General features: G+C 27.3%; 18 protein-coding genes, 1 riboswitch and 2 other annotated features. Of the genes, 11 read left to right on the forward strand and 7 right to left on the reverse strand.

From position 1 onward, the window contains the following. Nucleotides 1-151: 151 nt before the first annotated feature. Complete coding sequence (ilvN, locus tag B5D11_RS01995; protein ID WP_078681380.1) at nucleotides 152-469, reverse strand: acetolactate synthase small subunit; 318 nt, start codon at nucleotides 467-469, stop codon at nucleotides 152-154. Continuing rightward, entirely contained in the window at nucleotides 459-2,135 is a 1,677-nt protein-coding gene (gene ilvB, locus B5D11_RS02000; RefSeq protein WP_078681381.1) for a biosynthetic-type acetolactate synthase large subunit, read from the reverse strand. The genes ilvN and ilvB overlap by 11 nt, the downstream gene beginning before the upstream one ends. 51 nt (nucleotides 2,136-2,186) lie before the next feature. Beyond that, nucleotides 2,187-2,451, reverse strand: a binding site (T-box leader). A 662-nt stretch (nucleotides 2,452-3,113) separates the two neighbouring features. On the opposite strand from ilvB, the gene B5D11_RS02005 reads away from it, so the two are divergent. From B5D11_RS02005 to B5D11_RS02020, 4 genes are all read left to right on the forward strand, one after another. Continuing rightward, nucleotides 3,114-3,557 carry a MarR family winged helix-turn-helix transcriptional regulator gene (locus B5D11_RS02005; RefSeq protein WP_078681382.1) on the forward strand — a complete coding sequence of 148 codons (444 nt, stop codon included), beginning with the start codon at nucleotides 3,114-3,116 and terminating at the stop codon, nucleotides 3,555-3,557. Nucleotides 3,558-3,600: 43 nt separating this feature from the next. After that, entirely contained in the window at nucleotides 3,601-5,328 is a 1,728-nt protein-coding gene (locus tag B5D11_RS02010) for an ABC transporter ATP-binding protein (protein WP_078681383.1), read from the forward strand. A 1,073-nt stretch (nucleotides 5,329-6,401) separates the two neighbouring features. Continuing rightward, nucleotides 6,402-8,666, forward strand: a complete 2,265-nt coding sequence (locus tag B5D11_RS02015) for an ABC transporter ATP-binding protein (protein ID WP_143327673.1) — start codon at nucleotides 6,402-6,404, stop codon at nucleotides 8,664-8,666. Nucleotides 8,667-8,846: 180 nt separating this feature from the next. Then, nucleotides 8,847-9,560, forward strand: coding sequence for a polysaccharide deacetylase family protein (locus B5D11_RS02020; RefSeq protein WP_078681384.1), 714 nt, complete (start codon nucleotides 8,847-8,849; stop codon nucleotides 9,558-9,560). A 146-nt stretch (nucleotides 9,561-9,706) separates the two neighbouring features. Here the strand turns inward: B5D11_RS02020 and feoB (B5D11_RS02025) are convergent, their stop codons facing one another. Together feoB (B5D11_RS02025) and B5D11_RS02030 are read right to left on the reverse strand one after the other, a co-directional pair. Then, the gene (feoB, locus tag B5D11_RS02025) at nucleotides 9,707-11,824 is read right to left on the reverse strand and encodes a ferrous iron transport protein B (protein ID WP_078681385.1); all 2,118 of its coding nucleotides are present in this window, start codon (nucleotides 11,822-11,824) and stop codon (nucleotides 9,707-9,709) included. A gap of 35 nt (nucleotides 11,825-11,859) precedes the next feature. Next, nucleotides 11,860-12,087: a FeoA family protein gene (locus B5D11_RS02030; RefSeq protein ID WP_078681386.1), complete on the reverse strand. Its 228-nt coding sequence runs from the start codon at nucleotides 12,085-12,087 to the stop codon at nucleotides 11,860-11,862. A gap of 450 nt (nucleotides 12,088-12,537) precedes the next feature. Here B5D11_RS02030 and B5D11_RS02035 point away from each other — a divergent pair, with 450 nt between their 5' ends. The 5 genes from B5D11_RS02035 (at nucleotide 12,538) to B5D11_RS02055 (ending at nucleotide 19,718) form a co-directional block, all read left to right on the forward strand. Further along, complete coding sequence (locus B5D11_RS02035; protein ID WP_078681387.1) at nucleotides 12,538-14,115, forward strand: alpha-glucoside-specific PTS transporter subunit IIBC; 1,578 nt, start codon at nucleotides 12,538-12,540, stop codon at nucleotides 14,113-14,115. Between the two features lie 70 nt (nucleotides 14,116-14,185). Then, nucleotides 14,186-15,511 (forward strand): 6-phospho-alpha-glucosidase, encoded by a 1,326-nt coding sequence (locus B5D11_RS02040; RefSeq protein WP_078681388.1) that lies wholly within the window; start codon nucleotides 14,186-14,188, stop codon nucleotides 15,509-15,511. A gap of 308 nt (nucleotides 15,512-15,819) precedes the next feature. Next, complete coding sequence (locus B5D11_RS02045; RefSeq protein WP_078681389.1) at nucleotides 15,820-16,587, forward strand: MurR/RpiR family transcriptional regulator; 768 nt, start codon at nucleotides 15,820-15,822, stop codon at nucleotides 16,585-16,587. A 219-nt stretch (nucleotides 16,588-16,806) separates the two neighbouring features. Beyond that, nucleotides 16,807-17,017, forward strand: a binding site (T-box leader). Nucleotides 17,018-17,077: 60 nt separating this feature from the next. After that, nucleotides 17,078-18,781 (forward strand): arginine--tRNA ligase, encoded by a 1,704-nt coding sequence (gene argS, locus B5D11_RS02050; protein WP_078681390.1) that lies wholly within the window; start codon nucleotides 17,078-17,080, stop codon nucleotides 18,779-18,781. Nucleotides 18,782-18,929: 148 nt separating this feature from the next. Next, nucleotides 18,930-19,718, forward strand: a complete 789-nt coding sequence (locus B5D11_RS02055; protein ID WP_078681391.1) for a ribonuclease H-like domain-containing protein — start codon at nucleotides 18,930-18,932, stop codon at nucleotides 19,716-19,718. 41 nt (nucleotides 19,719-19,759) lie between these two features. Here B5D11_RS02055 and B5D11_RS02060 read toward each other — a convergent pair whose 3' ends face one another. The 3 genes from B5D11_RS02060 to B5D11_RS02070 are packed head-to-tail and all read right to left on the reverse strand — an operon-like array spanning nucleotide 19,760 to nucleotide 21,961. Beyond that, nucleotides 19,760-19,906 carry a FeoB-associated Cys-rich membrane protein gene (locus B5D11_RS02060; protein ID WP_078681392.1) on the reverse strand — a complete coding sequence of 49 codons (147 nt, stop codon included), beginning with the start codon at nucleotides 19,904-19,906 and terminating at the stop codon, nucleotides 19,760-19,762. A gap of 15 nt (nucleotides 19,907-19,921) precedes the next feature. Next, nucleotides 19,922-21,694 carry a ferrous iron transport protein B gene (gene feoB / locus B5D11_RS02065; protein WP_078681393.1) on the reverse strand — a complete coding sequence of 591 codons (1,773 nt, stop codon included), beginning with the start codon at nucleotides 21,692-21,694 and terminating at the stop codon, nucleotides 19,922-19,924. A 36-nt stretch (nucleotides 21,695-21,730) separates the two neighbouring features. After that, a complete protein-coding gene (locus B5D11_RS02070; protein ID WP_078681394.1) occupies nucleotides 21,731-21,961 on the reverse strand; it encodes a FeoA family protein in 231 nt (76 codons plus the stop codon). Between the two features lie 348 nt (nucleotides 21,962-22,309). On the opposite strand from B5D11_RS02070, the gene pflB reads away from it, so the two are divergent. Further along, nucleotides 22,310-24,532 (forward strand): formate C-acetyltransferase, encoded by a 2,223-nt coding sequence (pflB, locus tag B5D11_RS02075; RefSeq protein ID WP_078681395.1) that lies wholly within the window; start codon nucleotides 22,310-22,312, stop codon nucleotides 24,530-24,532. Between the two features lie 121 nt (nucleotides 24,533-24,653). Further along, nucleotides 24,654-25,379 carry a pyruvate formate-lyase-activating protein gene (pflA, locus tag B5D11_RS02080; RefSeq protein WP_078681396.1) on the forward strand — a complete coding sequence of 242 codons (726 nt, stop codon included), beginning with the start codon at nucleotides 24,654-24,656 and terminating at the stop codon, nucleotides 25,377-25,379. Nucleotides 25,380-25,646: 267 nt separating this feature from the next. After that, nucleotides 25,647-25,757: riboswitch (SAM riboswitch) on the forward strand. Nucleotides 25,758-25,759: the final 2 nt, after the last annotated feature.

Here is a 25,759-nt window from a genome sequence, read left to right on the forward strand (position 1 = left end):
AAATTTTAATTATAGATATAAAATTTTAAAGAATAAATTCTAGTAAAATAATAATCCTCTTTACAACAGCCTTTACTTCTAAATATTGCTGCATAAAATAAAATATGCTTTTGATTGGATTATTATTTTACTATATTATACTTAATTATACTTAGTTTTCATTTTTGATATCTATATCTAATTTTAAAATTTTATCTATATTATCAAAAATATTATTATTAAGAGAATAATTTAATACATTAACTTCTAAAACATCATAAAGTTTTTTTAGCTGTTTTATGATTTGTTCTTTAGAATCATCGTTATTTATAAGTAAATACATTTTACTTTTAGTTCCATCGCCGATTCTTCCACATAATATACCTTCAAGGTTAAAAGCTCTTCTTGCAAATAAACCTGTAATATGGGTCATAACTCCCGGATGATTATTTACTATTAACTCTATAATACAAAGATCATTAGTTACCATAATATTCACCGCCTATCATTTCAGTATTTCCTGCACCAGGAGGTACAATTGGAAGTACATTTTCATTTCCTTTTATAGGTATATTTATTAAAGTAGGACCTGGTTTTATTAAAGCTTCTGCGAGTAGTTTTAAAGGCTCATTTTCTTTGCTAAGGTCATAAGCTTTAACACCAAAACCTCTGCTTATAACTGCAAAATCTGGATTAGTTATAAATTTTGAAGCTATATAATGTTCTTTATAAAACATTTGTTGCTGCTGCCTTACAAGTCCTAAATGACCATTATTTAAAATAAGTATCTTTACATTAAGATTTAAATCAGCTAAAGTAGCTAGTTCTTGAATATTCATAAGTATAGAACCATCTCCGCTAAAGCATATAACTTCTTTGTCTGGATTTGCAAGAGCTGCACCTATTGCTGCTGGCAGTCCAAAACCCATAGTGCCAAGTCCTCCTGAAGTTAATAGGTTACGTGGATATTTAAAAGGATATACTTGAGCAACCCACATTTGGTGTTCTCCTACATCTGTAGTAATTATAGAATCTTTTGAAACTATACTACTTACATATTTTATGATATTTATAGGATGCATATATTCATCTTTACTAGGCATAACAAAAGGATGCTTAGCTTTTGTTTCTTTAATTCTTTCGAGCCATTTTGTTCTAGGATTATTTTCAACATAAGATAAAATATCCTTTAAAGAATAATCTATATCTCCATTTATATATAAATGAGATTGTTTTATTTTATTTATTTCAGATTCATCAATGTCAATATGAATTATTTTTGCGTTAGGACAAAATTTTTCAGTATTTCCTATAGCTCTATCATCGAATCGAACACCAAGAGCTATAATTAAATCTGCTTCATGCATTAAAAAATTAGTATAAGGTGCTCCATGCATACCAAGCATTCCTAAATATAAATCATTATGATTAAATGAGCCAAGTGCCATTAATGTTGAAGTTACTGGAATATTGTTTTTACAAGCAAGCATACTAACAGCTTCTGAAGCATTACTGCTTATAATACCTCCTCCAATATATAAAATAGGTTTTTCAGAATTATTTATCATTTCTGCTGCTTTCTTAATAAATTTATCTGGAACAGGTTTTTTTATTTTTTCATATTTATAGGGTTTTGGCCATTCATCAAATTCAATTTCTTCTAATTGTATATCTTTAGGAATATCAATATTAACAGGACCTGGCCTGCCTTCTTTAGCTATTTTAAAAGCTTCAGGAATTACATAAAATAATTCTTCTACAGATCTTACTAAAAAATTATGTTTTGTTATTGGTATTGTAAGTCCATAAGTATCAACTTCTTGAAAAGCATCAGTGCCTATTGAAGAATGGGAAACCTGACCTGTTATCGAAATTATTGGAACAGAATCAAGTTTTGCGTCTGCAATTGCAGTAAGTAAATTTGTTGCCCCAGGTCCTGAAGTTGCAAAACATACAGAAACTTCACCAGTAGATCTAGCCATACCTTGAGCTATAAAGGCTGCCCCTTGTTCATGTCTAGCCAATATATGATTTATACTACTTTGGTATAAAGCATCATAAAGAGGTAAATTTGAACCTCCTGGAATTCCTATAATATTTTTAATTCCTTGCCTTTCTAATAATTTAATAGTTATAGCTGCTCCACTATATTTCATAAAAATGCCCCCTTTATTTAGATTATTTTGTTAATAAAAACCCTTCATCCTAACAAGGACGAAGGGTTAACTCCGCGGTACCACCTAGATTCGTATAGAAATACACACTCAAACATAGCACAAATAAAATAAATGCTATTTTCCATTTAACGGTGGAACTACGGTTAACTCTACTTTCAATATATTTTTATTATATATTGATTTCATTTAACAACTCCGAGGCTACCTTCTATATATTTCCTAAGGGGAATTTTCACCAGCCTTCCCTCTCTAAACTTTGGAATATATATATACTCCTCCTCATCAAGATTTTTTCTGAAAATTCTATTTTTAGAAATTTTACAACATAAATCTTTTATAGTCAATAGCTTTTTATAATTTTATTTTAATTATATGTAAAAAATAAATAATTATAAATAAAATTATAAAAAATATTTAATGTTTGTGCTGTTATATGATTAGCTATAATAAGTCTTTCTGCTATAGTTATAAGAGAAGATATATATACATAACCAAGAAAACAGAGATAATTAGTTTTTTTACTATATATGTTATAAGATAGGTTGCTAAAGACAGGGAAATATAAAAAACTAAAAAATTTTCTTATATATATTATAAGAGATGTTTCTAGTTGATAGAAGATTTTAAAAATTTTAATATAATAGTAGAGGAGTTTTATTAGATTATATTTAGTTTTTACCTTAAAGTATATATAAATAAAATAATAGAATAAAAGAATTAATAGTTACTTATAATAATTTTTATTTAATTCACGTATAATTAATGAAATAAAATAATATATGAATAATAATTTTAAAATATGTATATAATTTTTTATAATTTTAAATAAATGACAAGGATTACACTTATAAAAATGAAAAAAATCATATTGACTATTAGACGGCTAAGTGATAACATAAACAATGTTAGATAACTAAGTAATATTGTTGAGATAGTGATAAACAAAGGAGGCATATGATGAATGATTACAATAGAGATAGCTTATACCATATATTTGCTGAAATAATAAAACTCCATTTTGCCCGTTCTCACAATTTACTAGAAAAACTAGGAATTTATCCAGGGCAGCCACCGTTGCTTTTTGCACTTTATTGCAAAGATGGTCAAAGCCAAAGAGAACTTGCAGAAAAGTTAATAATTCGTCCTGCGACAATGACTGTGATGTTGAAAAGAATGGAAAAATCAGAACTTATAATAAGAAAACAGGATGATAAAGATCAAAGAATATTAAGAGTTTATCTTACTAAAAAAGGCAGAGAAACTTGTGAAAAATTAAAAAGTACTATGAAAGTATTGACAGAAGAGTGTTTTTGCAACTTAACAGAAGATGAGAAAATTTTATTAAGAAGGCTACTTATGCAGATAAGAGATAATTTAATAAAAGCAAATAAAAGAAATTAGATAGCTAATTAAATTTATTTTAAATGATAGGAGATGGTTAATAGTGATTAGGCTATATAAATTTTTAAAGCCATATGCTGCTATGGTAATAGCTGTATTTATACTTGTGGCTTTACAAGCGATAGGAGATCTTTATCTTCCAACTTTGATGTCAGATATAATTAATGATGGAGTTATGCAGGGAGATACAAATAAAATTATGCAAATTGGTGGAACGATGTTATTGGTTGCTTTAGGAATAGTTATTTGTTCAATTTTGGCAAGTTTTTTCTCAGGAAAAGTTTCATCAAATCTTGGAGCAACATTAAGAAGCAAGGTATTTAGAAAAGTTGAAAGTTTTTCACTACATGAATTTGATAAATTTGGTACATCAACTCTTATTACTAGAACAACTAATGATATTACACAAATTCAAACAGTTACTGTTATAATAATGCGTATGATGATTAGTGCACCAATTATGGCTATTGGTGGTATTACTATGGCATTAAAAAAAGATAAACCTCTTACATTAGTTTTTGCTGTTTCAATACCAGTTCTTATAATAACTATAGGATTAATAGCATCAAAATTAATTCCTCTTTTTAAACAGGTGCAAGTAAAAATCGATAAAATTAATTTAGTATTACATGAAAAACTTACAGGTATAAGAGTTATTCGTGCTTTTAATACAGTAGAAAAAGAAAGCAAGCGTTTTGATGAAGCTAACGTAGATCTTACAAGCAATTATATTAAAGTTAATAAAATAATGGCATTTATGATGCCTTCTATAATGCTTATTATGAATTTTACTTCTTTAGCAATTCTTTGGTTTGGTGGAATTCGTATAAGTGAAGGCGATATGGATTTAGGTGCTCTTGCTGCATTTACTCAATATGCTATGCAAATTATGATGTCAATGCTTATGTTTGCTATGATGTATATTATGGTTCCACGTGCACAAGCTGCAGCAGCAAGAATTAACGAAGTACTTGATACTGTACCAGAAATAACAGATGCAAAAGAAACTAAAAATAATTTTGACCGCAAGGGATATGTTGAATTTAAAAATGTAACATTTAGTTATCAAGGTGCTGAAGAACCAGCTATTAAAAATATTTCTTTTACAGCAAATCCAGGAGAGGTTGTTGCTATTATAGGTAGTACAGGGTCTGGTAAATCTACATTAGTAAATTTAATTCCAAGATTTTATGATGTAGATAGTGGAAGTGTTTTAGTAGATGGTGTAGATGTTAGAGAAATTTCTCAAGAAGATCTTAGAAACAAAATAGGTTTTGTACCTCAAAAGGCAGTTTTATTTTCAGGAACAATAGCTGAAAATATTAGATTTGGGAATAAAAACGCAACAGATGAAGAAGTTAAACATGCAGCTGAAGTTGCACAAGCTGCTGATTTTATAGAAACAATGGATGGAGGATATGAGCATGAAATTGCTCAAGGTGGTACCAATTTATCTGGAGGTCAAAAACAGCGTCTATCTATAGCTCGTGCATTAGTTAAAAAAGCTGAAATATATGTTTTTGATGATAGTTTTTCAGCTTTGGATTTTAAGACAGATGCGAAACTTAGAGCTGCATTAAAAAATGAAACAAAAGAATCAACTGTAATTATTGTTGCTCAAAGAGTTGGAACTATTATGGATGCTGATAAAATTATAGTTTTAGACGAAGGTTCTATTGTGGGAATGGGAACTCACAAAGAATTATTAGATAATTGTGATGTATATCGTGAAATTGTAGCCTCACAGCTTTCAAAGGAGGAGATAGCATGAGTGATAATAAAAGCAAAAGACCTGTGAGAAGAAGAGGCGGCGTTGGTAGAGGTGGATTTGGAAGACCAGTAGAAAAGCCCAAAGACTTTAAAGGAAGTTTTAAAAGACTTGTTGGATATCTAAAACCTCATAAAATTAATTTAATTATTGTTGTTATATTTGCAATAATGAGTACTACATTTGCAATATCAGCTCCTAAAATAACAAGTAAAGCAATGAATAAACTTCAAAATGCTTATATGGCTCGTAAAATGCTATCAGAATTATCAAAAGGTCAAAATGAAGCATTAGATCAAATGAAAGACAAAATGGGAGATGTTCAAGAAGAAGCTATAAACGAAATTAATAATAAAATGGCTGATGGGCAAAAGAAAGCAGTAGATGAAATAACTACTAAAATGGGTGATGCTCAAGTTAAAGCTGTAGATGAAATTTATGAAGCTATGGCGGTACAAGTATATCAAGGAGTATTAAATGGACAAAAAACTGCTGTTGATAAAATAACAGAACAAATGGCTTCTGTACAAAAGAGCATGGTATCTCAAATTAATCAGCAGATGCAGCAAATGCAGCAAATGCAACAGCAGATGCAGCAAGCTGCCCAAAATGGAGTTGAAGTACCAAAACAAGATGTTAATATGCCAGATGCTAAAACAATGGAAGCATTTCAAAAATTATTAAAGCTTCCTATGATTGATGCAACTAAAGATAGAACAACAAGAGTAAAAACTACTATTCAATTTATTGATATACTTCAAAGTATGCCTGAAAACAATAAAATAGATAAGAAATCTTTATCTACTATGAAAGAATTATTAAACCTTCCAATGCTTAGTACTGTTAAAAGTGGGAACGAAAGAGTTAATGTAATTAAAAAATTCATGGATATTTCAAAAAATTTACCTGGAAGCAGTAGCCAAGCAAAAAGTTCTATGCAGCTTGATACAGCAACAATGAACAAAGTGTATTCTAAAATTTCAACAATGAAAGATTTTACTTCAAAATCTTCCAATGTTAGTGCTAATGCAGATAAAAAGACTACAGATGCCGTGCAAAAATTATTAAAGCTTCCTATGATTAATAATATTAAAGATCCAGTACAGAAAAAGAATACTTTAGTTCAACTTATCGATATATTTAAGAGTATGCCTGATATATCTAGTATAGGCAGCAGTGGAAATTCTGATATTAAAATAAATAAATCAGATTTACAAACTATTCAAGACTTATTAGCTTTGCCAGATATAAGTTCTATTAAAGATTCAAAAGAAAAAAATTCAACTGTGATTAAAATGGTTGATATATTAAATAAGATGCCCAATATAGAGAGTAATAAATCAAACGATATTATGAATACAGAACAACTTAATAGCGTTAAAGAATTACTTAAGTTGCCTATGATAAATACAATAACTGATGCTAATGAAAAAACAAAAGTTGTAAATCAAATGCTTGATATATTCAGTAAAATGCCAGATATAGATACTGTTTCTAATAATACTGATTCAAAAATAGATTCTAAAAGCATAAAATCATTACAAGAGTTTCTTGCACTTCCAAAGTTAGATACATTAACAGATGCAAATCAAAAGGCAGATGTATCTAAAAAGATTTTGGATTTAGGCAAGGAAATGAAAAATACTATGGAAAATGCTCCAACAGATCCTAAAGAAAATGTAAACTTTACTGATGATCAAATAAATTCAGTAATTGATGCAATAAGGGAAACTAATGGAGAATACGATTTTCATTATATTGGTAATATTGTTCTTATATTAATAGGTATATATTTAATTAGTGCACTTTGTAATTTAACTATGGGTATTGTAATGTCAGGAGTTTCACAAAAAACTGTTCGTGATTTAAGAAGAGAAGTAGATGCAAAACTTGCAAAATTACCACTTAGATATTTTGATATGAATGCTCATGGTGATATATTAAGCCGTGTTACTAACGATGTTGATACTATAGCTACTACATTACAGCAAAGTTTAACACAAATAATTACAGCTGTTATTACTATTATTGGATATATTATAATGATGATTACAATAAGTCCTTCATTAACATTAATAGTAATGGCAACATTACCTTTATATATTATAGCTACTATGCTTATTGCAAAGAAATCTCAAAAATATTTTGCAGTTCAGCAAAAAGAAATTGGATTAATTAGCGGGCATGTGGAAGAGATGTATACAGGTCATAAAATAGTTAAAGCATTTTGTCACGAAAAAGATTCAATAGAAGAATTTGAATCTATAAATAATAGACTTAAAAATGCAGCATGGAAAGCACAATTTGTATCTGGTATAATGTTTCCACTTATGAATTTTATAAGTAATATAGGTTATGTAGGTATTAGTATAGTTGGAGGTATTTGGATAACTAAAAGTTTACTTGGATTAGGAGATATACTTGCATTTATACAATATTCAAGATCTTTTACTATGCCAATTGTTCAAACAGCTAATATAGCAAATATAATTCAATCAACAATAGCTTGTGCTGAACGTGTATTTGAAATATTAGATGAAGAAGAAGAAATTCCAGATAAAGAAGATGCAATAGTAATAGAAAATCCAATAGGAGAAGTTACTTTTGAACATGTAGATTTTAGATATGTAGAAGATGTACCTCTTATAGAAGATATGAATTTAGAAGTAAAACCTGGAAGTATGGTTGCTATTGTTGGACCTACAGGGGCAGGAAAAACAACTCTTGTTAATCTTTTAATGCGTTTTTATGAAATAAATTCAGGTAGAATAAAAATTGATGGCGTTGATATAAGAGATATAAAACGCAGTGAATTACGTAAAATGTTTGGTATGGTTCTTCAAGATACATGGCTATATAATGGAACAATTAAGGATAATATAGCTTATGGAAAAGAAGGAGCTACAATGGAAGAGATTGTAAATGCCGCAAAGGCAGCACATGCAGATCACTTTATAAGGACTTTACCTCAAGGTTATGATACAGTTGTTAATGAAGAAGGAACTAATATTTCACAAGGACAAAAACAACTTTTAACTATTGCTCGTGCAATACTTGCAGATCCTAAGATTTTAATTCTTGATGAAGCTACAAGCAGTGTTGATACTAGAACAGAAGCATTAATTCAAAAGGCTATGGCTAATTTAATGAAGGGTAGAACAAGTTTTGTAATTGCTCATAGACTTTCTACTATACGTGATGCGGAAAATATTTTGGTAATGAATAAAGGAAGAATTATCGAAATGGGCAATCATGAAGAATTAATGAAAAAAGGTGGATTTTATGCAGATCTTTATAATAGTCAATTTTTAGGTGCAAATTTAGAAGATGAGGCTATTTAAAATATTAATAATATGCATTTTTAAAAATAAAAATATTAACTTTAGAGAGAGTGCTGAAAAGTACTCTCTATTTTTATGTTTAAAATTCCATTTAACCCCAAATGTTTTATTATTTATTTCGTATATAAAATTTTATTGGATACAAAATATTGAATGAAGTGTAAAAAAGGAGGGGTTATGATGAAAAAATTTTTATTTAAAATTATTACAATTTCTATTTTGTTAATTTGCTTTTTTACAAATATTTATAGTTATAATGTATTAGGGAAAATGGATAATAATCAAAGTGAAAATAAAATAATATATTTAACATTTGATGATGGCCCAAGCAATATCACAGAAGATGTATTAGATGTTTTAAATAAATATGATGTTAAGGCTACTTTTTTTCTTATAGGAAATCAAATTGAAGGAAATGAGGATATTGTAAAAAGAATAAATAATGAAGGCCATGGAATAGGATTACATAGCTATACTCATAATATAAAAAAAATATATTCTAGAAATAAATATTTTATTGAAGAAATGTTATTAACTCAGAAAAAAATTAATGAAGTTATAGGAGTAAAACCTGTTATATTAAGATTTCCAGGAGGAAGCAGGAATAGATTAAACAAAGAAAATTTGAAATTAATTCATAGTAATAATTTTAAAATATATGATTGGAATATAGATTCTAAAGATGGAATAAATCCCAAAATGTCTCCAAATCAAATATTTAAACAAGCAACTAAAATTAAAGATGTTGAAAATCCTATAATTTTACTTATGCATTGTGATTATATGCATAAAAATACTTGTAGAGCATTACCTGAAATTATAAAATTTTATAAAAATAAAGGATATGAGTTTAAAATTATAGATGAAAATACTCCAGAGTATTATTTTAAATAAAACATTTAAAAGTATTATATTAATATAATAATAGTATTATAAGTGATTTTGATTTTATATATAAAAATGTTATATTTATATATAAATAATCAGCTTCTAATATTAAATTAAGCATTAATATTAGAAGCTGATTATTTACTGTATTTTTAGCCTAAACCTAATACTTTAAATATTACAGTAGTTATAAAGCATACACAAAATGCTATTATTGTTGGTATAATTGCTGAAAGTATTGTCCATTTTAAACTACCAGTTTCTTTTTTTATAGTTAAAAGAGTGGTAGCACAAGGCCAATGAAGTAAGCTAAATAACATAAAATTTAATGCTGTAAGATAAGTCCATCCATTATCAATTAATATTTTTCTAAGAGTATCTATACTTTTAAATTCAACCATGGAACCTGTTGATAAATAAGCCATGAGCAGTATAGGTAAAACAATTTCATTTGCAGGAAGTCCAAGTATAAAAGCCATTAATATAAATCCATCTAATCCAATTAATTTCCCAATTGGATTAAGAAAAATAGATATATGATTTATAATACTTAAATTTCCAATATATATATTTCCAAGTATCCAAGTTATAGCACCAGCTGGAATTGCAACTATTATTGCTCTCCAAAGAACAAATATTGTTCTGTCAATTATAGATGTATATAAAACTCTCCCTATTTGGGGTACTCTATAAGGAGGAAGTTCTAATGTAAAAGTAGAAGGTATTCCCTTTAATATAGTCTTAGATAAAGTGTATGATACTAATAATGTTATAGCTATACCTAAAATAACTAAACTTGTAACAGACAAAACTGGTAAAATACCGGAATTTGTACTGCCTTTTGAAGCAAGAAAAATTGTAGATATTACAATTAAAGTAGGAAACCTTCCGTTACATGGAACAAAGTTATTTGTTAAAATTGCTATAAGTTTTTCTCTAGGAGATTCAATTATTCTGCATGCTGTTATTCCAGCTGCATTACATCCAAAGCCCATACACATTGTTAAACATTGTTTACCATGAGCACAAGCTTTTTTAAATAAATGATCAAGGTTAAATGCAACTCTTGGCAGATATCCTAAATCTTCAAGTATTGTAAAAATAGGAAAGAATATTGCCATTGGAGGCAGCATCACAGATATAACCCAAGATAAAGTTCTATAAATTCCAAGAACTAAAATCCCATGAATCCAATTTGGAGCATTTATATTTAAAAGCCATAATGTTAGTTTGTTTTCAATTTTAAAGAAAAAATTTGATAATATTTCAGAAGGTAAATTTGCTCCAACAATAGTAATCCAAAATATTAATGCTAAAGTTAAAAGCATTAATGGTATTCCAAAAATTCTTGATGTTATATAATTATCAATTAGTCTATCTCTATTTATTTTTGTTGAATTTTCTTTTACATATTTATTTTTTATATTTTCAGCCTTTTTATATATTGATTCTGATATATCATCTCTAATATTTTTTTTATACTCATCTGATATAGATATATCTTTTATTTTTAATAATTTTTCAAGTGATTCATTGTTTATATTATTTAAAATAGATTTTATAAATTTTGTATCTCCATCAATAAGTCTTAAAGTAATCCATCTAGAATTTATATCATGAATATTTTCTTCAATAATTGGTTTTATTAAATTAACTTTTTCTTCTATATAATCTTGATATTTTATAATTTTGGGACTTGGTATAATTTGACCTGTAGTAACTTTATATACAGTTTCTTTAAGCTCTTTTATACCTATTTTACTTTTTGCAGCACATAGAACTACTGGAATACCTAATTCTTCTTCTATCCCATGTTTATCTATTATTATATTTTTCTTTTTAGCTTCATCTATAAGATTAATGCAAAGTATTATATTATTTGTAAGCTCCATAACTTGATAAACGATATTTAAATTCCTTTCAAGACAGGTAGCATCGGTAACTATTATTACAGCATCAGAATTACCAAAGCATAAAAAATCTCTTGCAACTTCTTCCTCAGAAGAAGAAGCAAATAAAGAATAGGTACCAGGAAGATCCACTAATATGTTATTTTTACCTTTATATTTAAACTCTCCTCTTGCGTTTACTACTGTTTTACCAGGCCAATTACCTGTATGTTGTTTAAGTCCAGTTAATTCATTAAAAACTGTACTTTTCCCTGTATTTGGATTGCCTGCAAGAGCAATAATATATTCTCCATCTTTTTTATCAATTTTAAATATATCCGTTAATGCAGCGTTTTTGGTAGATTGGAATGTTAACCCCATTATGAACCTCCCAAAATATTATTGAATATTTAAGATTATTTATTATTAATAATTATTAATGAAGCTTCCTCTTTTCTAAGAGCTATCATAGCTCCACGAATATTATAAATTGTTGGATCACCAGAAGGTCCTCTTCTAACAACTTCTACTTTAGAACCTTTTGTTAGACCAAGTGCAAGCATTCTTTCTCTTAACATTCCAGTTGAAGATAAATTTTCAATTGAAACATAACTTCCTACAGCTGCATCATTAAGACTTAACATATAATTACCTCCTATAATTTTTTATAAATATATTATTAATATTTTAACTTTAAGGTTTATAAATTTATATAATTGTTTTAATCAAGCTAATATTATAATATGTAAAAATGTATTTGAAAGTTCATTAATTAAACAATATAAAATAAAAATTTCATATAAAAAATAAGCTTTTAAATTCTATAAAAGATTCTTTTTATAAAATGAAATGTCAATATATACAACTAAATTTGTGAAAATTCTCTTAAAAAGTGAAGAATCACATTTAAGGAGATTAAGAACTGAAAGAGGCAAATATCTTGTAAATGTTTACTAGCTTTGATATCATAAAACCAATGAAAGTACTTTCATAAAATTATACAAAATAAACACAAATAAATTATTTATATTTAAGTATTTATAATTCATATTAGATTATATTATTTTAAAAAGTTTTAAGGGGTGAGAAGTATTATGATGCAAAAAATTCAGCGTTTTGGTGCTGCTATGTTTGTACCAGTTTTATTATTCGCTTTTTCTGGAATAACTGTTGGTATATCTATTTTATTTATGAATCAAGATATTATGGGGTCACTAGCTAATCCTAATGGATTATGGTATAAATTTTGGTTTGTAATTCAAGAAGGTGCATGGACTACTTTTAGACAACTTCCTCTTTTATTTGTGGTAGGATTGCCTATAGCTTTAGCTAAAAAAGCACAAGCACGTGCATGTTTAGAATCTTTAGTGATATATTTAACATTTAATTACTTTATTAGCGCTATACTTACTTTATGGGGAGTAAATTTTGGTGTTAACTTTGATACACAAGTTGGTGGGACAAGCGGTTTAACAATGATTGCTGGAATTAAAACTCTTGACACTGGAATGATTGGAGCAATTTTAATTGCAGCTATAGCTGTTTATATTCACAATAAGCATTTTGAAACAAAATTACCTGATTATTTAGGAATTTTTCAAGGTTCATCTTTTGTTGTAATTATTGGATTTATTGTAATGATTCCTACTGCATTTTTAATGTGTTTAATATGGCCTAAAATTCAAAATGCTATAGGAGCATTACAAGGATTTTTAAGTTCATCTGGTGTTTTTGGGGTATGGTTATATACATTTTTAGAACGTATTTTAATTCCAACAGGATTACATCATTTTATTTATGGACCATTTATTTTTGGACCAGCAGTAGTAGAAAATGGTATAGCTGCTTATTGGCCAAATCATTTAGCTGATTTTGCAACAACAGCACATTCTTTAAAAGAAATGTTCCCTGCAGGAGGATTTGCTTTACATGGATCATCAAAAATTTTTGGATGTACAGGAATTGCATTAGCGATATATTCAACTGCTAAGCCAGAAAAAAAGAAAGTCGTTGCAGGGCTTTTAATACCAGCCACATTGACAGCTATTGTAGCTGGTATTACAGAACCACTTGAATTTACATTTTTATTTATAGCACCAGCATTATTTGCTGTGCATGCAGTTTTAGCAGCAACTTTAGCGGCCACATTATTTGCTTTTGGAGTGGTAGGTAATTTTGGAGGAGGAATAATTGAATGGGCTGCGCAAAATTGGCTACCATTATTTAAATACCATCCAGGCACTTATTTAACACAGATAGTTATAGGACTTTGCTTTACTGCAATTTATTTCTTTGTATTTCGCTTCTTAATTTTAAAATTTAATTTTGCAACTCCAGGACGTGAACAAGATGAAGAAGAAACAAAACTTTACACAAAGGCAGATTATAAAGCAAAACAAGCAGAAATTACATCTGTTAAAGAAAATAAGCAAAGTAAAGCAGCTAAATTTTTAGAAGCTTTAGGTGGAAAAGAAAATATTGAAGATGTTACCAATTGTGCAACTCGTCTTCGTGTAACTGTAAAAGATGAAAGTAAATTAGCAAGTGATAAGGTATTTCGCGAAGCTGGTGCTCATGGAGTAGTGAGAAACGGAAAAGCTATTCAAGTTATAGTAGGGTTATCCGTTCCTCAAGTAAGAGAAGAATTTGAAAGTTTACTTGTAAATAATTAGATTATTTGACATTCGTATATTACTAATTGCGAATGATATATAAAATAAAAGCTTTTAGGAGGGACTTTTTATGAAAAAATTTTCTATAGTTATAGCAGGAGGAGGAAGTACATTTACACCAGGCATTGTTTTAATGCTATTAGATAATCTAAATAAATTTCCTATTCGTAAAATTAAGTTTTATGATAATGACCAAGAAAGACAGGATGTTGTTGCAAAAGCTTGTGAAATAATTTTAAAAGAAAAAGCTCCAGAAATTGAATTTTTAGCAACTACAAATCCAGAAGAAGCATTTACAGATGTTGATTTTGTTATGGCACATATACGTGTAGGTAAATATGCAATGCGTGAATTAGATGAAAAAATTCCATTAAAATACAATGTTGTAGGTCAAGAAACCTGTGGACCAGGAGGAATTGCATATGGAATGCGTTCCATAGGGCCTATAATTGAAATAATAGATTATATGGAAAAATATTCACCAAATGCTTGGATGCTAAATTATTCAAATCCAGCAGCAATTGTAGCTGAAGCTACAAGAAGGCTACGTCCAAAATCAAAAATATTAAATATTTGTGATATGCCAATAGGAATAGAAACAAGGATGGCAGAAATATTAGGCATAAAATCAAGAAAAGAAATGATAGTAAGATACTATGGTCTTAATCATTTTGGATGGTGGTCAGATATAAGAGACAGAGAAGGTAATGATTTAATGCCTAAATTAAAAGAACATGTTTCTAAATATGGGTATGTAGTTTCAAATGGAGATAATCAACACACTGATCCAAGCTGGGATGATACATTTGCTAAAGCTAAAGATGTATATGCAGTAGATCCAGAAACTTTACCAAACACATATTTAAAATATTATTTATTTCCAGATTATGTAGTTCAGCATTCAAATAAAGAATATACTCGTGCAAATGAAGTAATGGATGGACGTGAAAAATTTGTATTTGGTGAATGCAGAAAAATAATAGAAAATCAATCAACAAAAGGATGTGAACTTCATATTGATGAACATGCTTCTTATATTGTTGATTTAGCACGTGCAATTGCTTATAATACACAAGAAAGAATGTTGTTAATCGTTGAAAATAATGGAGCAATAGAAAATTTTGATTCAACAGCAATGGTTGAAATACCTTGTATAGTAGGTAGTAATGGCCCAGAACCACTTAGAATAGGCAAAATTCCACAATTTCAAAAAGGTTTAATGGAACAACAAGTGTCTGTTGAAAAATTAGTAGTAGAAGCATGGATAGAAAAATCTTATCAAAAATTATGGCAAGCTATTACATTATCAAAAACTGTTCCTAGTGCATATATTGCTAAGAAAATTTTAGATGATTTAATTGAGGTAAACAAAGAATACTGGCCTGAATTAAAGTAATATAATATTTAAATAAATTTGATTGTTTTAAGGCTTTATTTGATAAGATATAAATTTATAAAGTAAAATTTAAATAAAACTGAACAGGTTAATTATACTGTTCAGTTTTATTTTTAGATATCCAATATAAAAACTATATATAATATAGAAAAATAAAATAATATATTTTATAAAAGAATATTATTTTTTATTATATGTTTACATTAACTTTGTAACTTGATATTTTATAACTAAAGATAATTGTTATTTACTGTAATATTCTAGTATAATGTATAAATAAAGTAAATGAGAAGGGGAGAAAATATATTATGAAATTAGAAGAATTGGTAAATAACAATTATAACAAATTAAATGAAAATGATTTATATATATTAAAGTATATTTTAAATAATAAGAAAAAATGTTGTGATTTAGGTATTAATGAAATTGCGAAAAAATGTAATGTATCAAGAACAACAATTCTTCGCTTTGTACAAAAATTAGGATTTAAAGGATATAGTGAATTTAGAGTATATTTAAAGTGGCAGGAAGAAGAAAACAATTATAATGAAAGTGATTATATGGAAAAATTATATTCAGATTTAAATGAAAATATAAAGTTTATTAAAGAAAAAGATTTTGAAGAGATATGTAAGTTAATATATAATGCTGAGAGGGTTTTTGTATATGGAACAGGAACAGCGCAGTTAACTGTTGCACAAGAATTAAAGAGAACATTTTTAGCGGCACATAAATATTTTCACATAATTGAAGGATATACTGAATTTGAAATAATAACTCCTAGTATAACAGAGAAAGATATAGTTATTGTTATTTCTTTATCAGGAAATACAACTTCTCTTTATAAGTGTGTAAATGAGTTATCAATAAGAGGAGTAGAAATTATATCTATTACAAAATTTAGTAATAATAAGCTTTCAAGTATGACAAAGCATAATTTATATGTAACGACATCAACTATAAATCTTCCTAATGGGATTACATCTGAAACTTTTTCATTTTTTTTTGTTTTAAATGAAGTACTGTTTAGACATTATATTACTTATCAGCAAAAGCAAGAAAAATTAATCGATTAATAACAATATTATATTAAAAAATTTATATAAGTAAAAATTATTGTAAATATTTAAAATTAAAATGTGGATTATCATACTAAAATATTGTATTTGGTATATAATTAATTATGATATATTAAGAAATTATCATAAATCAATATTAAAGAATTAAAATGTGAATTAATATAATATTGACATAATTTGCATAAGACAGTATAATATGTTGTAAATATTTTATATAAAAATTCGTTGATGAGAAGAGTACTTTTTTAAATTTCTTATAGAGAGCAGAGGATGGTGGAAGCTTTGCAGAATATAAAAAAGGAAGAGAGCCTCTAAGAAGCTGCTTGAATTTTTAGTAGGGTAAGCCGTTAACTGCGTTAAAGTTTTAAGTGGATATGTTTTTCATATCAACTAGAGTGGTACCACGGTAATAATACCCGTCTCTATATTTTTAGAGATGGGTTTAATTTTTATTATTTAAAATTAAATAATAGATGGAGATGATTATATGAATTATAAAGCGTTAGTTGCAGAAAGAATTAAAGAATGTGTAGATTTAGAGATTGATGTAATAGAAAAACTTATTGAAATTCCACCAAGACCAGAGATGGGAGATTTCGCGTTCCCTTGTTTTCAGCTTTCTAAAGTTTTAAGGAAATCTCCTCAAATGATAGCAGAAGATTTAAAAAATAAAATAAATAAAGAATACTTTGAAAAGATAGAAAATCTTGGACCTTATCTTAATTTCTTTATGGATAAATCTTTATTTATAAAGGAAACTATAGAAAAGGTATTAAAAGAAGGAGATAAATATGGTTCTTCTAAAATTGGAGAAGGTAAAAATATTATAGTAGAATATTCTTCGCCTAATATAGCAAAACCATTTCATGTAGGTCATTTATTTACTACTGTTATAGGAAATTCATTATATAGAGCTTTTGGTTTTGAAGGATATAACCCTATAGGAATAAATCATTTAGGAGATTGGGGAACTCAATTTGGGAAACTTATAGCTGCTTATAAAAAAGGCTGGGCAGATGAAGAAAAACTTGAAAAAGAGCCTATAAAAGAACTTTTAAGAATATATGTAAAATTTCATGATGAAGCAGAAAAGGATCCTTCTCTTGAAGATGAGGGAAGAATGTATTTTAAAAAGTTAGAAGATGGATGCGAGGAAGAAGTTGCTTTATGGAATAGATTTAAAGATTTAAGCTTGAAAGAATTTGCAAAGCTTTATGAAACTTTAGATGTTAAATTCGATTCTTATGCAGGTGAAAGTTTTTATACGGATAAAATGGATGATGTAGTAAAAGAAATAGAAGAAAAAGGGCTTTTAAAAGAGAGTAATGGCGCAAAAGTAGTTATGCTTGATGATTATAATATGCCGCCTTGTATAATAAAAAAAGCAGATGGAGCAAGCATTTATGCTACAAGGGATTTAGCTGCTGCAATTTATAGAAAAAAAACTTACGATTTTGATAAATGTATTTATGTAGTTGGTTCTGATCAATCTTTACATTTTAAACAAGTATTTACAACATTAAAGCTTATGGGACATAAGTGGGCTGATAATTTAATTCATGTAGGATTTGGACTTGTAAAATTTGCTGATAAAAAGCTTTCTACAAGAAAGGGAGATGTAATATTTCTTGATGATTTACTAAATGAAGCTGTTTCAAAAACATTAGAAATAATAAATGAAAAAAATCCAAATCTTAAAAATAAAGAAGAAACAGCTAAAAAAATAGGAATAGGTGCGGTAATATTTACTTATCTTAAAAATAACAGAGAAAGAGAAATAATTTTTGATTGGAAAGAAATGCTTAATTTTGAAGGAGAAACTGGACCATATGTACAATATACTTATGCAAGAGGAAAGAGTATTTTAAGAAAAGCAGGGGAAATTAGCAGTGATATAAAATATGTAAATTATGATAAAATAAATTCTTCCGAAGAATTTGAATTGGTTAAGCTTATATCAAGATTTCAAGATGCTATACTTTTAGCATTAGATAAATTAGAACCTTCAATAATAACAAGACATATAATTGAAATTTCTAAAGCATTCAATAAATTTTATAATGCTCACGGTATATTAAATGCTAAAGATGAAGATGTTAAGAATGGAAGACTTAATTTAGTTAAAGCAACTTGTCAAGTGATTAAAAATGGTTTATGGCTTATAGGATTAGACGTGGTTGAAGAAATGTAAAATAAAAAGGTCTAATAGGGTTTTGTTAATATTAACTCTATTGGATCTTTTTTATTTTAAAATTATTGATTTTAGTGTATAATTATTTTAAAAATATTTTATGTGACAATTGATCTGACATTTAAAGTCCTGATAGAAGGAGGAAGCAATGTTTATAAAAGAATATACAAATGAAATAAAAATAGAAAAATCTATAATTAATAAATATGATATGCATAATATAGCGTATTTTGATATAGAAACTACGGGTTTTGATAAAGATAAAGATTATATTATTCTTATATCTTTAGGATATTTTAATGAGTATGGAGAGTTTTATATAAAACAATATTATGCAGAAGAACTTACTGATGAAGTAGAAATATTATGTGCTCTTAAAAATGATTTAGCATTATTTGAAAAATGGTGTTCTTATAATGGATTAGCTTTTGACGAACCATTTATAATAAAAAGAATGGAAAAGAATAATATTTATTTCGATATTCCTAAAGAACATATAGATTTATATAGATTAATTAGACCTTATTATAAACAACTGGGATTAGAAAGATGTAACTTAAAAACTGTTGAAAAATTTTTAGGAATTAATAGGGAAGATAAAATTGATGGAAGTATGAGCGTAGATTTATATTATAAATATCTAGAAAGTAAAAATGATAATTTAAAAGATTTGATAATGCTTCATAATTATGAAGATGTTTTAAATTTACCTAAAATTTTTAATCTTGTGTATAAAGTTGAAAATAGTAAAAATTTGATTAGGGAAGATTGTATTACAGAAAAGCAGATGAGATTTTTAAAAAGTTTAATAAAGAAAAATGAAATAGATATATCTTTTGAAATAGATAAAATATCTAAAAAGGCAGCATCAAAAATAATAAATGCTATTTTAAAAGGTAATACAGATAGTTTTGAATTAAATAGTATGGCTAAATAGTATGGCTAACATTAGTTATTAATAAAAAGCAGGATTTAATCCTACTTTTTATTTTTTTCTTTATTATACATAGGGCAGCTTGATGAACAACTCCCACAATTGCATTCTCCTTTAGTGCTTTTTTTAAAATTTTTATAAAATATAAATATAGCTAGGGCTAAAAGTAAAATTGTTATAATTATTTCCATTATACATTAACTCCTTTATAAGAATTTAATTAAAAAATTACCTAGATTAAATACTAAAAATGATACTATCCAAGCTAAAATAAATTGATAAGTTACTGAGAACAAAGCCATTTTTGTTCCATATTCTTTTTTCATTGTAGCAATTAAAGAAATACAAGGAGTATATAGTAATACAAACACTAGAAAACTAAAAGCTGAAATTTTAGTAAAAACAATAGGAAGCATTTGTGATAAATCTCCACCGTAAATAACCCCCATTGTACCTATAACTACTTCTTTAGCCATAATCCCAGCTAATAAAGATACAGAATTTTGCCAAGAAGCAAACCCTAAAGGTTTAAATATTGGACTTATAAGTCTTCCTATGTAGGCCATAAAGCTAGTGTCCATATCAGTCATACCTTTAAAATTAAAATTAGATAATAACCAAACAATTACAGATATTGAGAATATTATAGTTCCAGCTTTTTTTAAAAATCCTTTTCCTTTTTCCCAAGTATGAATTAATAAACTTTTTATTTCTGGCATCTTATATTCTGGAAGTTCTATTATGAAAGGTTCATCATCTTTTTTAAATATTGTATTTTTAAATATTATGCCTATTATAAAAGCTATAATTATTCCAAGAGCATATAAAGAACCTATTACTAATGCTTCATGACCTTTAAAAAATATATTAGCAAAAACTAAATAAACAGGAAGCCTTGCATTGCAAGACATTAATGGAACTATAAGTGCTGTAAGTTTTCTATCTTTTTCACTCTCTAAAGTTCTTGCAGACATAACTCCTGGAACGGAACATCCAAATCCTATAATAAGAGGAATAAAAGCTTTACCTGATAATCCCATTTTTTTTATTATTTTATCCATAATGAAAGCAACTCTTGCCATATATCCGCTATCTTCTAAAAAGGATATGCATAAAAACAATGCCAATATTACAGGTAGAAAAACTATAACAGAGCCAACTCCTCCTATTACACCATCAATAAGTAAAGATTTAAACCATGGACTACTGTTATTTAATAAAATTTCTAATTGAGGTACTAAATAATCATTTAATAATTTATCTAATAAATCAGCAAGAGGTTGCCCTACCCAACTAAAAGTAAATTGAAAAATAAAAAATAAGATTATTATAAAAATAGGGTAGGCTAAAATTTTATTTATTACAATTTCATCAATTTTTTCTGTTTTTGTTTTTATAGTTTTTTTTGTATAAGTAATGGAATTAGAGAGAATGGTATCTATATATTCATAAGTTTCTTTTTCATTATTAAAATGATAATTATTCTCAATAGGAACGTTAAAAAAATCAGAACTTTTAAGCAAGGCTTTAAGTTCATTTATCCCTTTACCTTTTGAAGCTATAATAGGAATAACGGTGACTCCTAATTGTTTTGAAAGTTTAGAATAATCTATTTTAATTCCTTTTGCTTTAGCAGAATCTATCATATTTAAAACTAATACAATTGGTTTATTAAATTCTTTTAATTGCATTGTTAAATATAAATTTCTATTTAAATTTGAAGCATCTACTATATTAATTATTAAATCTACATTTCCATTTTTTAAAAAATCTTTTGCAACTTTTTCTTCATTTGAATAAGTATCCATAGCATAAATTCCAGGCAAGTCTACTATTTTAATATTTTTATCTAAATAACCTTCTTTTTTTTCAACTGTAACTCCAGGCCAATTACCAACATGTTGATTAGAACCAGTAAGTAAGTTAAATAGAGTAGTTTTACCTACATTAGGGTTTCCAAGCAAAGCTGCAGTAATCATAACAACCACTCCTTTTAATTATTAAAAATATTTAAATTACATTTTTATATTTTTTATTTTTATATTTTTTGCATCTTTTTTTCTAATAGCTAAATCAAATCCCCTAAAATTTATAATTATTGGATCGCCAAGAGGAGCAGCTTTTTTTACTTTTATTTCTGTACCTTCGATTGCTCCAAGAGCGAGAAGTCTTTTAGCAAGTTTATCATTTCCAGAAATATTACTTATATATCCTATTTGACCAGGTTTTAAATCATAAATGCTCATTGATATCACCCTCTCTTAATGAAAATTATTCTCAACTAAAGAATAGCATTTTATAATATATATGTCAATAATTTATTTTAAAATTATTAATATTTAAATTTAAAATTTCAAAACATATATAAATAAAGATATAAATTTATTTTACTTTTAAATTTATTTTACTTTTAAATTTTATAAAAAAATGATATAGTTATATTATTACAGAAAGGGGATATAAAATATAACAGATATTAAAACTGTTATATAATATTTTAAAAAACTAGATAAAATAACAAAAAAACTATTGATACAGATTAAAAAAAGATGTATAATAGTATCACAAAGAAACGATATAAGGAGTGAAGCAATATGTTTAAGCAATGGGAAGGGTTTAAAGAAGGCAATTGGATGAATGAAATAGATGTAAGAGATTTCATTCAAAAAAATTATACAGTTTATGAAGGAGATAAAAGCTTTTTAGTTGGACCAACAGATAAAACTAAAAAAGTTTGGGATAAATGCAGCAAGTTAATATTAGAGGAAATTAAAAAAGGAATATTAGATGTAGATACAAAAACTATATCAGGGATAGATGCCTATGAACCTGGATATATAGATAAAGATAATGAAGTTATAGTAGGTCTTCAAACAGATGCACCATTAAAAAGGATAACAAATCCATGGGGCGGAATAAGAATGGCTGAAGGTGCTTTAAATTCTTATGGATATAAAGTAGATGAAAAGATGCATGAAATTTTTACAAAATATAGGAAAACTCACAATCAAGGTGTTTTCGACGCTTATACAGAAGAAATGAGAGCTGCAAGAAAAGCATCAATTTTAACTGGACTTCCAGATGCTTATGGAAGAGGAAGAATAATAGGAGATTATAGAAGAATTACACTTTATGGAATAGATAGATTAATAGAAGAAAAGAAAAAAGATCTTAAGAATCTTAAAGGAACAATGCTTGATGAATTAATAAGATTAAGAGAAGAAGTTACTGAACAAATAAGAGCATTAGAGAAAATTAAGAATATGGCAGCTTCTTATGGCTTTGATATATCAGAGCCAGCTAAAAATGCAAAAGAAGCAGCTCAATGGCTTTATTTTGGATATTTAGCAGCTATAAAAGAAAATAACGGTGCTGCAATGTCTCTTGGAAGAACAAGTACATTCTTAGATATATATATAGAAAGAGATTTACAAAACGGAATAATAACAGAAGAAGAAGCACAGGAAATAGTAGATCAATTTATAATTAAGTTAAGAATTGCTAGACATTTAAGAACACCTGAATACAATGAATTATTTGCTGGGGATCCAACTTGGGTTACTGAATCTATAGGCGGTGTAGGTATTGATGGAAGACCTCTTGTTACAAAAACTTCTTATAGATATTTACACACTTTAATAAACCTTGGAACAGCACCAGAACCAAATATGACAGTACTTTGGTCACAAAATTTACCTGAAAACTTTAAAAAATTCTGTGCTGAGATGTCAATAGCTACTGATTCAATTCAATATGAAAATGATGATGTTATGAGACCAATATATGGTGATGATTATGCTATAGCTTGTTGTGTATCAGCTATGAAAGTTGGAAAGCAAATGCAGTTTTTTGGAGCTAGATGCAATTTAGCTAAGTCATTACTTCTTGCAATAAATGGCGGAGTTGATGAAAAGCTAGGATTGAAAATTGTTCCAGGACTTGAACCAATAACTGATGAAGTGTTAGACTACAATAAAGTATTAGAAAATTATAATAAAGTTCTTGAATATGTAAGTGAATTATATGTAAATACAATGAATGTAATTCATTTTATGCATGATAAATATGCCTATGAAGCAGCACAAATGGCATTACATGATACAAAGGTAGAAAGACTTATGGCTTTTGGTATAGCTGGACTTTCAGTTGCTGTAGATTCATTAAGTGCTATAAAATATGCAAAAGTTAGACCAATAAGAGAAAATGGAATAACTGTTGATTTTGAAATTGAAGGCGATTTCCCTAAATATGGAAATGACGATGATAGAGCTGATAAAATAGCTGTAGAATTAGTTGAAAAATTTTCAAATGAATTAAAAAAATATCCAACTTATAGAGATGCTGAGCATACATTATCTATATTAACTATAACTTCAAATGTTGTTTATGGTAAGAAAACTGGAGCAACACCTGATGGAAGAAAAGCAGGAGAACCATTTGCACCTGGAGCTAATCCAATGCATGGTAGAGATATAGAAGGTGCCCTTGCTTCACTTAATTCAGTTGCAAAAATTCCATATGAATCTTGTCAAGATGGGGTATCCAATACATTTTCTATACTTCCAGATGCATTAGGAAAAGACAATGATTCTAGAATAAATAATCTTGTAGCATTACTTGATGGATATTTTGCTCAAGATGCTCATCATTTAAATGTAAATGTACTAAATAGAGAAACATTAATGGATGCTATGGAACATCCAGAAAAATATCCAACATTAACAATAAGAGTATCTGGATATGCTGTTAATTTTAATAGATTAACTAAAGCACAACAAAAGGAAGTAATAAAAAGAACATTTCATGAAAAAATGTAATTGCAGTGCTCCTCTAAACCTTAGGTTTAGAGGAGCTTTAAGATTAATATATTAAATATTTTTTTACTTGAAAAATTAATTAGATTGGTTTATTTTAGATTTATACAAAGGAGGGGATTTTATGCTAAAAGGAAAGGTACATTCAATAGAAAGTATGGGTTTGGTAGATGGACCTGGAGTTAGAACAGTTGTATTTTTACAAGGATGCAAATTAAGATGTGCTTATTGTCATAATCCAGACACTTGGAATTTAGATGGTGGAACTGAAATAACATCTGAAGAACTTTTAAAGAAAATTATGAGATATAGGCCATATTTTGAACGTTCTGGAGGTGGTGTTACCTTTTCTGGAGGTGAGCCCCTGCTTCAACCAGAGTTTTTACTTGAAATGCTAAAATTATGTAAAGAACAAGGTATTAATACAGCGATAGATACTGCAGGATATGGGTTTGGTGAATATGATGAAATATTAAAATATACAGATTTAGTATTATTAGATATAAAACATATAGATGATAATGGTTATAGAAAACTTACAGGTAGTAGTAAATCTGGATTTGATAAATTTTTAGAATCACTTAATAAAACTAATGTAAAAGTATGGGTTAGACATGTAGTGGTTCCTGGGATAACTGACTCAGAAGAACATATAGAAAAATTAAAAGAAATAATAAAATCTATTAATAATGTTGAAAAGATAGAATTATTGCCTTACCATACATTAGGAGTAGAAAAATATAAAAAATTAGGCATTAAGTATAGATTAGAAAATGTAGAACCTATGGATAAAGAAAAAGTAAAAGAGTTAGAAAAAATTCTTATAGATAGAGAAAAAGCTGACAATTAGAAAAAATTTTCAAATAGTTTTTTATTTTTTAATTAAACCTGTATATATAAATATTACTGGTAAAACTGCATTATTATCTGCTTTTATAATTTGTTAAATAAGATTTTAAATAAATTTTTTAGCAGATTTTTAGCAGATAGAGAAAGTAAAAAATTATAATTTATTGTAGTTTTAATATTGACATATACAATAAATGTTATTATAATTAAATCAATGCAAAGATAAGGTCCTATTTTATATGTTAAAACAAGTAAATAGAATTTATTAATCTTATCAAGAGAGGTGGAGGGACTGGCCCTATGAAGCCCGGCAACCGGTATTTTAATACAATGGTGCCAATTCCTGCAGTATTGCTTTTGCAATACTGAAAGATGAGGAAA

Source organism: Clostridium sp. USBA 49 (genome assembly GCF_900167505.1).
GTDB lineage: Bacteria > Bacillota > Clostridia > Clostridiales > Clostridiaceae > Clostridium_AT > Clostridium_AT prolinivorans.

Bases quoted from the DNA above. Each gene is read 5' to 3' on its own strand.
- ilvN (WP_078681380.1), bottom strand. From the start codon at position 469: ATGGTAACTAATGATCTTTGTATTATAGAGTTAATAGTAAATAATCAT.
- ilvB (WP_078681381.1), bottom strand. From the start codon at position 2,135: ATGAAATATAGTGGAGCAGCTATAACTATTAAATTATTAGAAAGGCAA.
- B5D11_RS02005 (WP_078681382.1), top strand. From the start codon at position 3,114: ATGAATGATTACAATAGAGATAGCTTATACCATATATTTGCTGAAATA.
- B5D11_RS02015 (WP_143327673.1), top strand. From the start codon at position 6,402: ATGATTAATAATATTAAAGATCCAGTACAGAAAAAGAATACTTTAGTT.
- B5D11_RS02020 (WP_078681384.1), top strand. From the start codon at position 8,847: ATGAAAAAATTTTTATTTAAAATTATTACAATTTCTATTTTGTTAATT.
- feoB (WP_078681385.1), bottom strand. From the start codon at position 11,824: ATGGGGTTAACATTCCAATCTACCAAAAACGCTGCATTAACGGATATA.
- B5D11_RS02030 (WP_078681386.1), bottom strand. From the start codon at position 12,087: ATGTTAAGTCTTAATGATGCAGCTGTAGGAAGTTATGTTTCAATTGAA.
- B5D11_RS02035 (WP_078681387.1), top strand. From the start codon at position 12,538: ATGATGCAAAAAATTCAGCGTTTTGGTGCTGCTATGTTTGTACCAGTT.
- B5D11_RS02040 (WP_078681388.1), top strand. From the start codon at position 14,186: ATGAAAAAATTTTCTATAGTTATAGCAGGAGGAGGAAGTACATTTACA.
- B5D11_RS02045 (WP_078681389.1), top strand. From the start codon at position 15,820: ATGAAATTAGAAGAATTGGTAAATAACAATTATAACAAATTAAATGAA.
- argS (WP_078681390.1), top strand. From the start codon at position 17,078: ATGAATTATAAAGCGTTAGTTGCAGAAAGAATTAAAGAATGTGTAGAT.
- B5D11_RS02055 (WP_078681391.1), top strand. From the start codon at position 18,930: ATGTTTATAAAAGAATATACAAATGAAATAAAAATAGAAAAATCTATA.
- B5D11_RS02060 (WP_078681392.1), bottom strand. From the start codon at position 19,906: ATGGAAATAATTATAACAATTTTACTTTTAGCCCTAGCTATATTTATA.
- feoB (WP_078681393.1), bottom strand. From the start codon at position 21,694: ATGATTACTGCAGCTTTGCTTGGAAACCCTAATGTAGGTAAAACTACT.
- B5D11_RS02070 (WP_078681394.1), bottom strand. From the start codon at position 21,961: ATGAGCATTTATGATTTAAAACCTGGTCAAATAGGATATATAAGTAAT.
- pflB (WP_078681395.1), top strand. From the start codon at position 22,310: ATGTTTAAGCAATGGGAAGGGTTTAAAGAAGGCAATTGGATGAATGAA.
- pflA (WP_078681396.1), top strand. From the start codon at position 24,654: ATGCTAAAAGGAAAGGTACATTCAATAGAAAGTATGGGTTTGGTAGAT.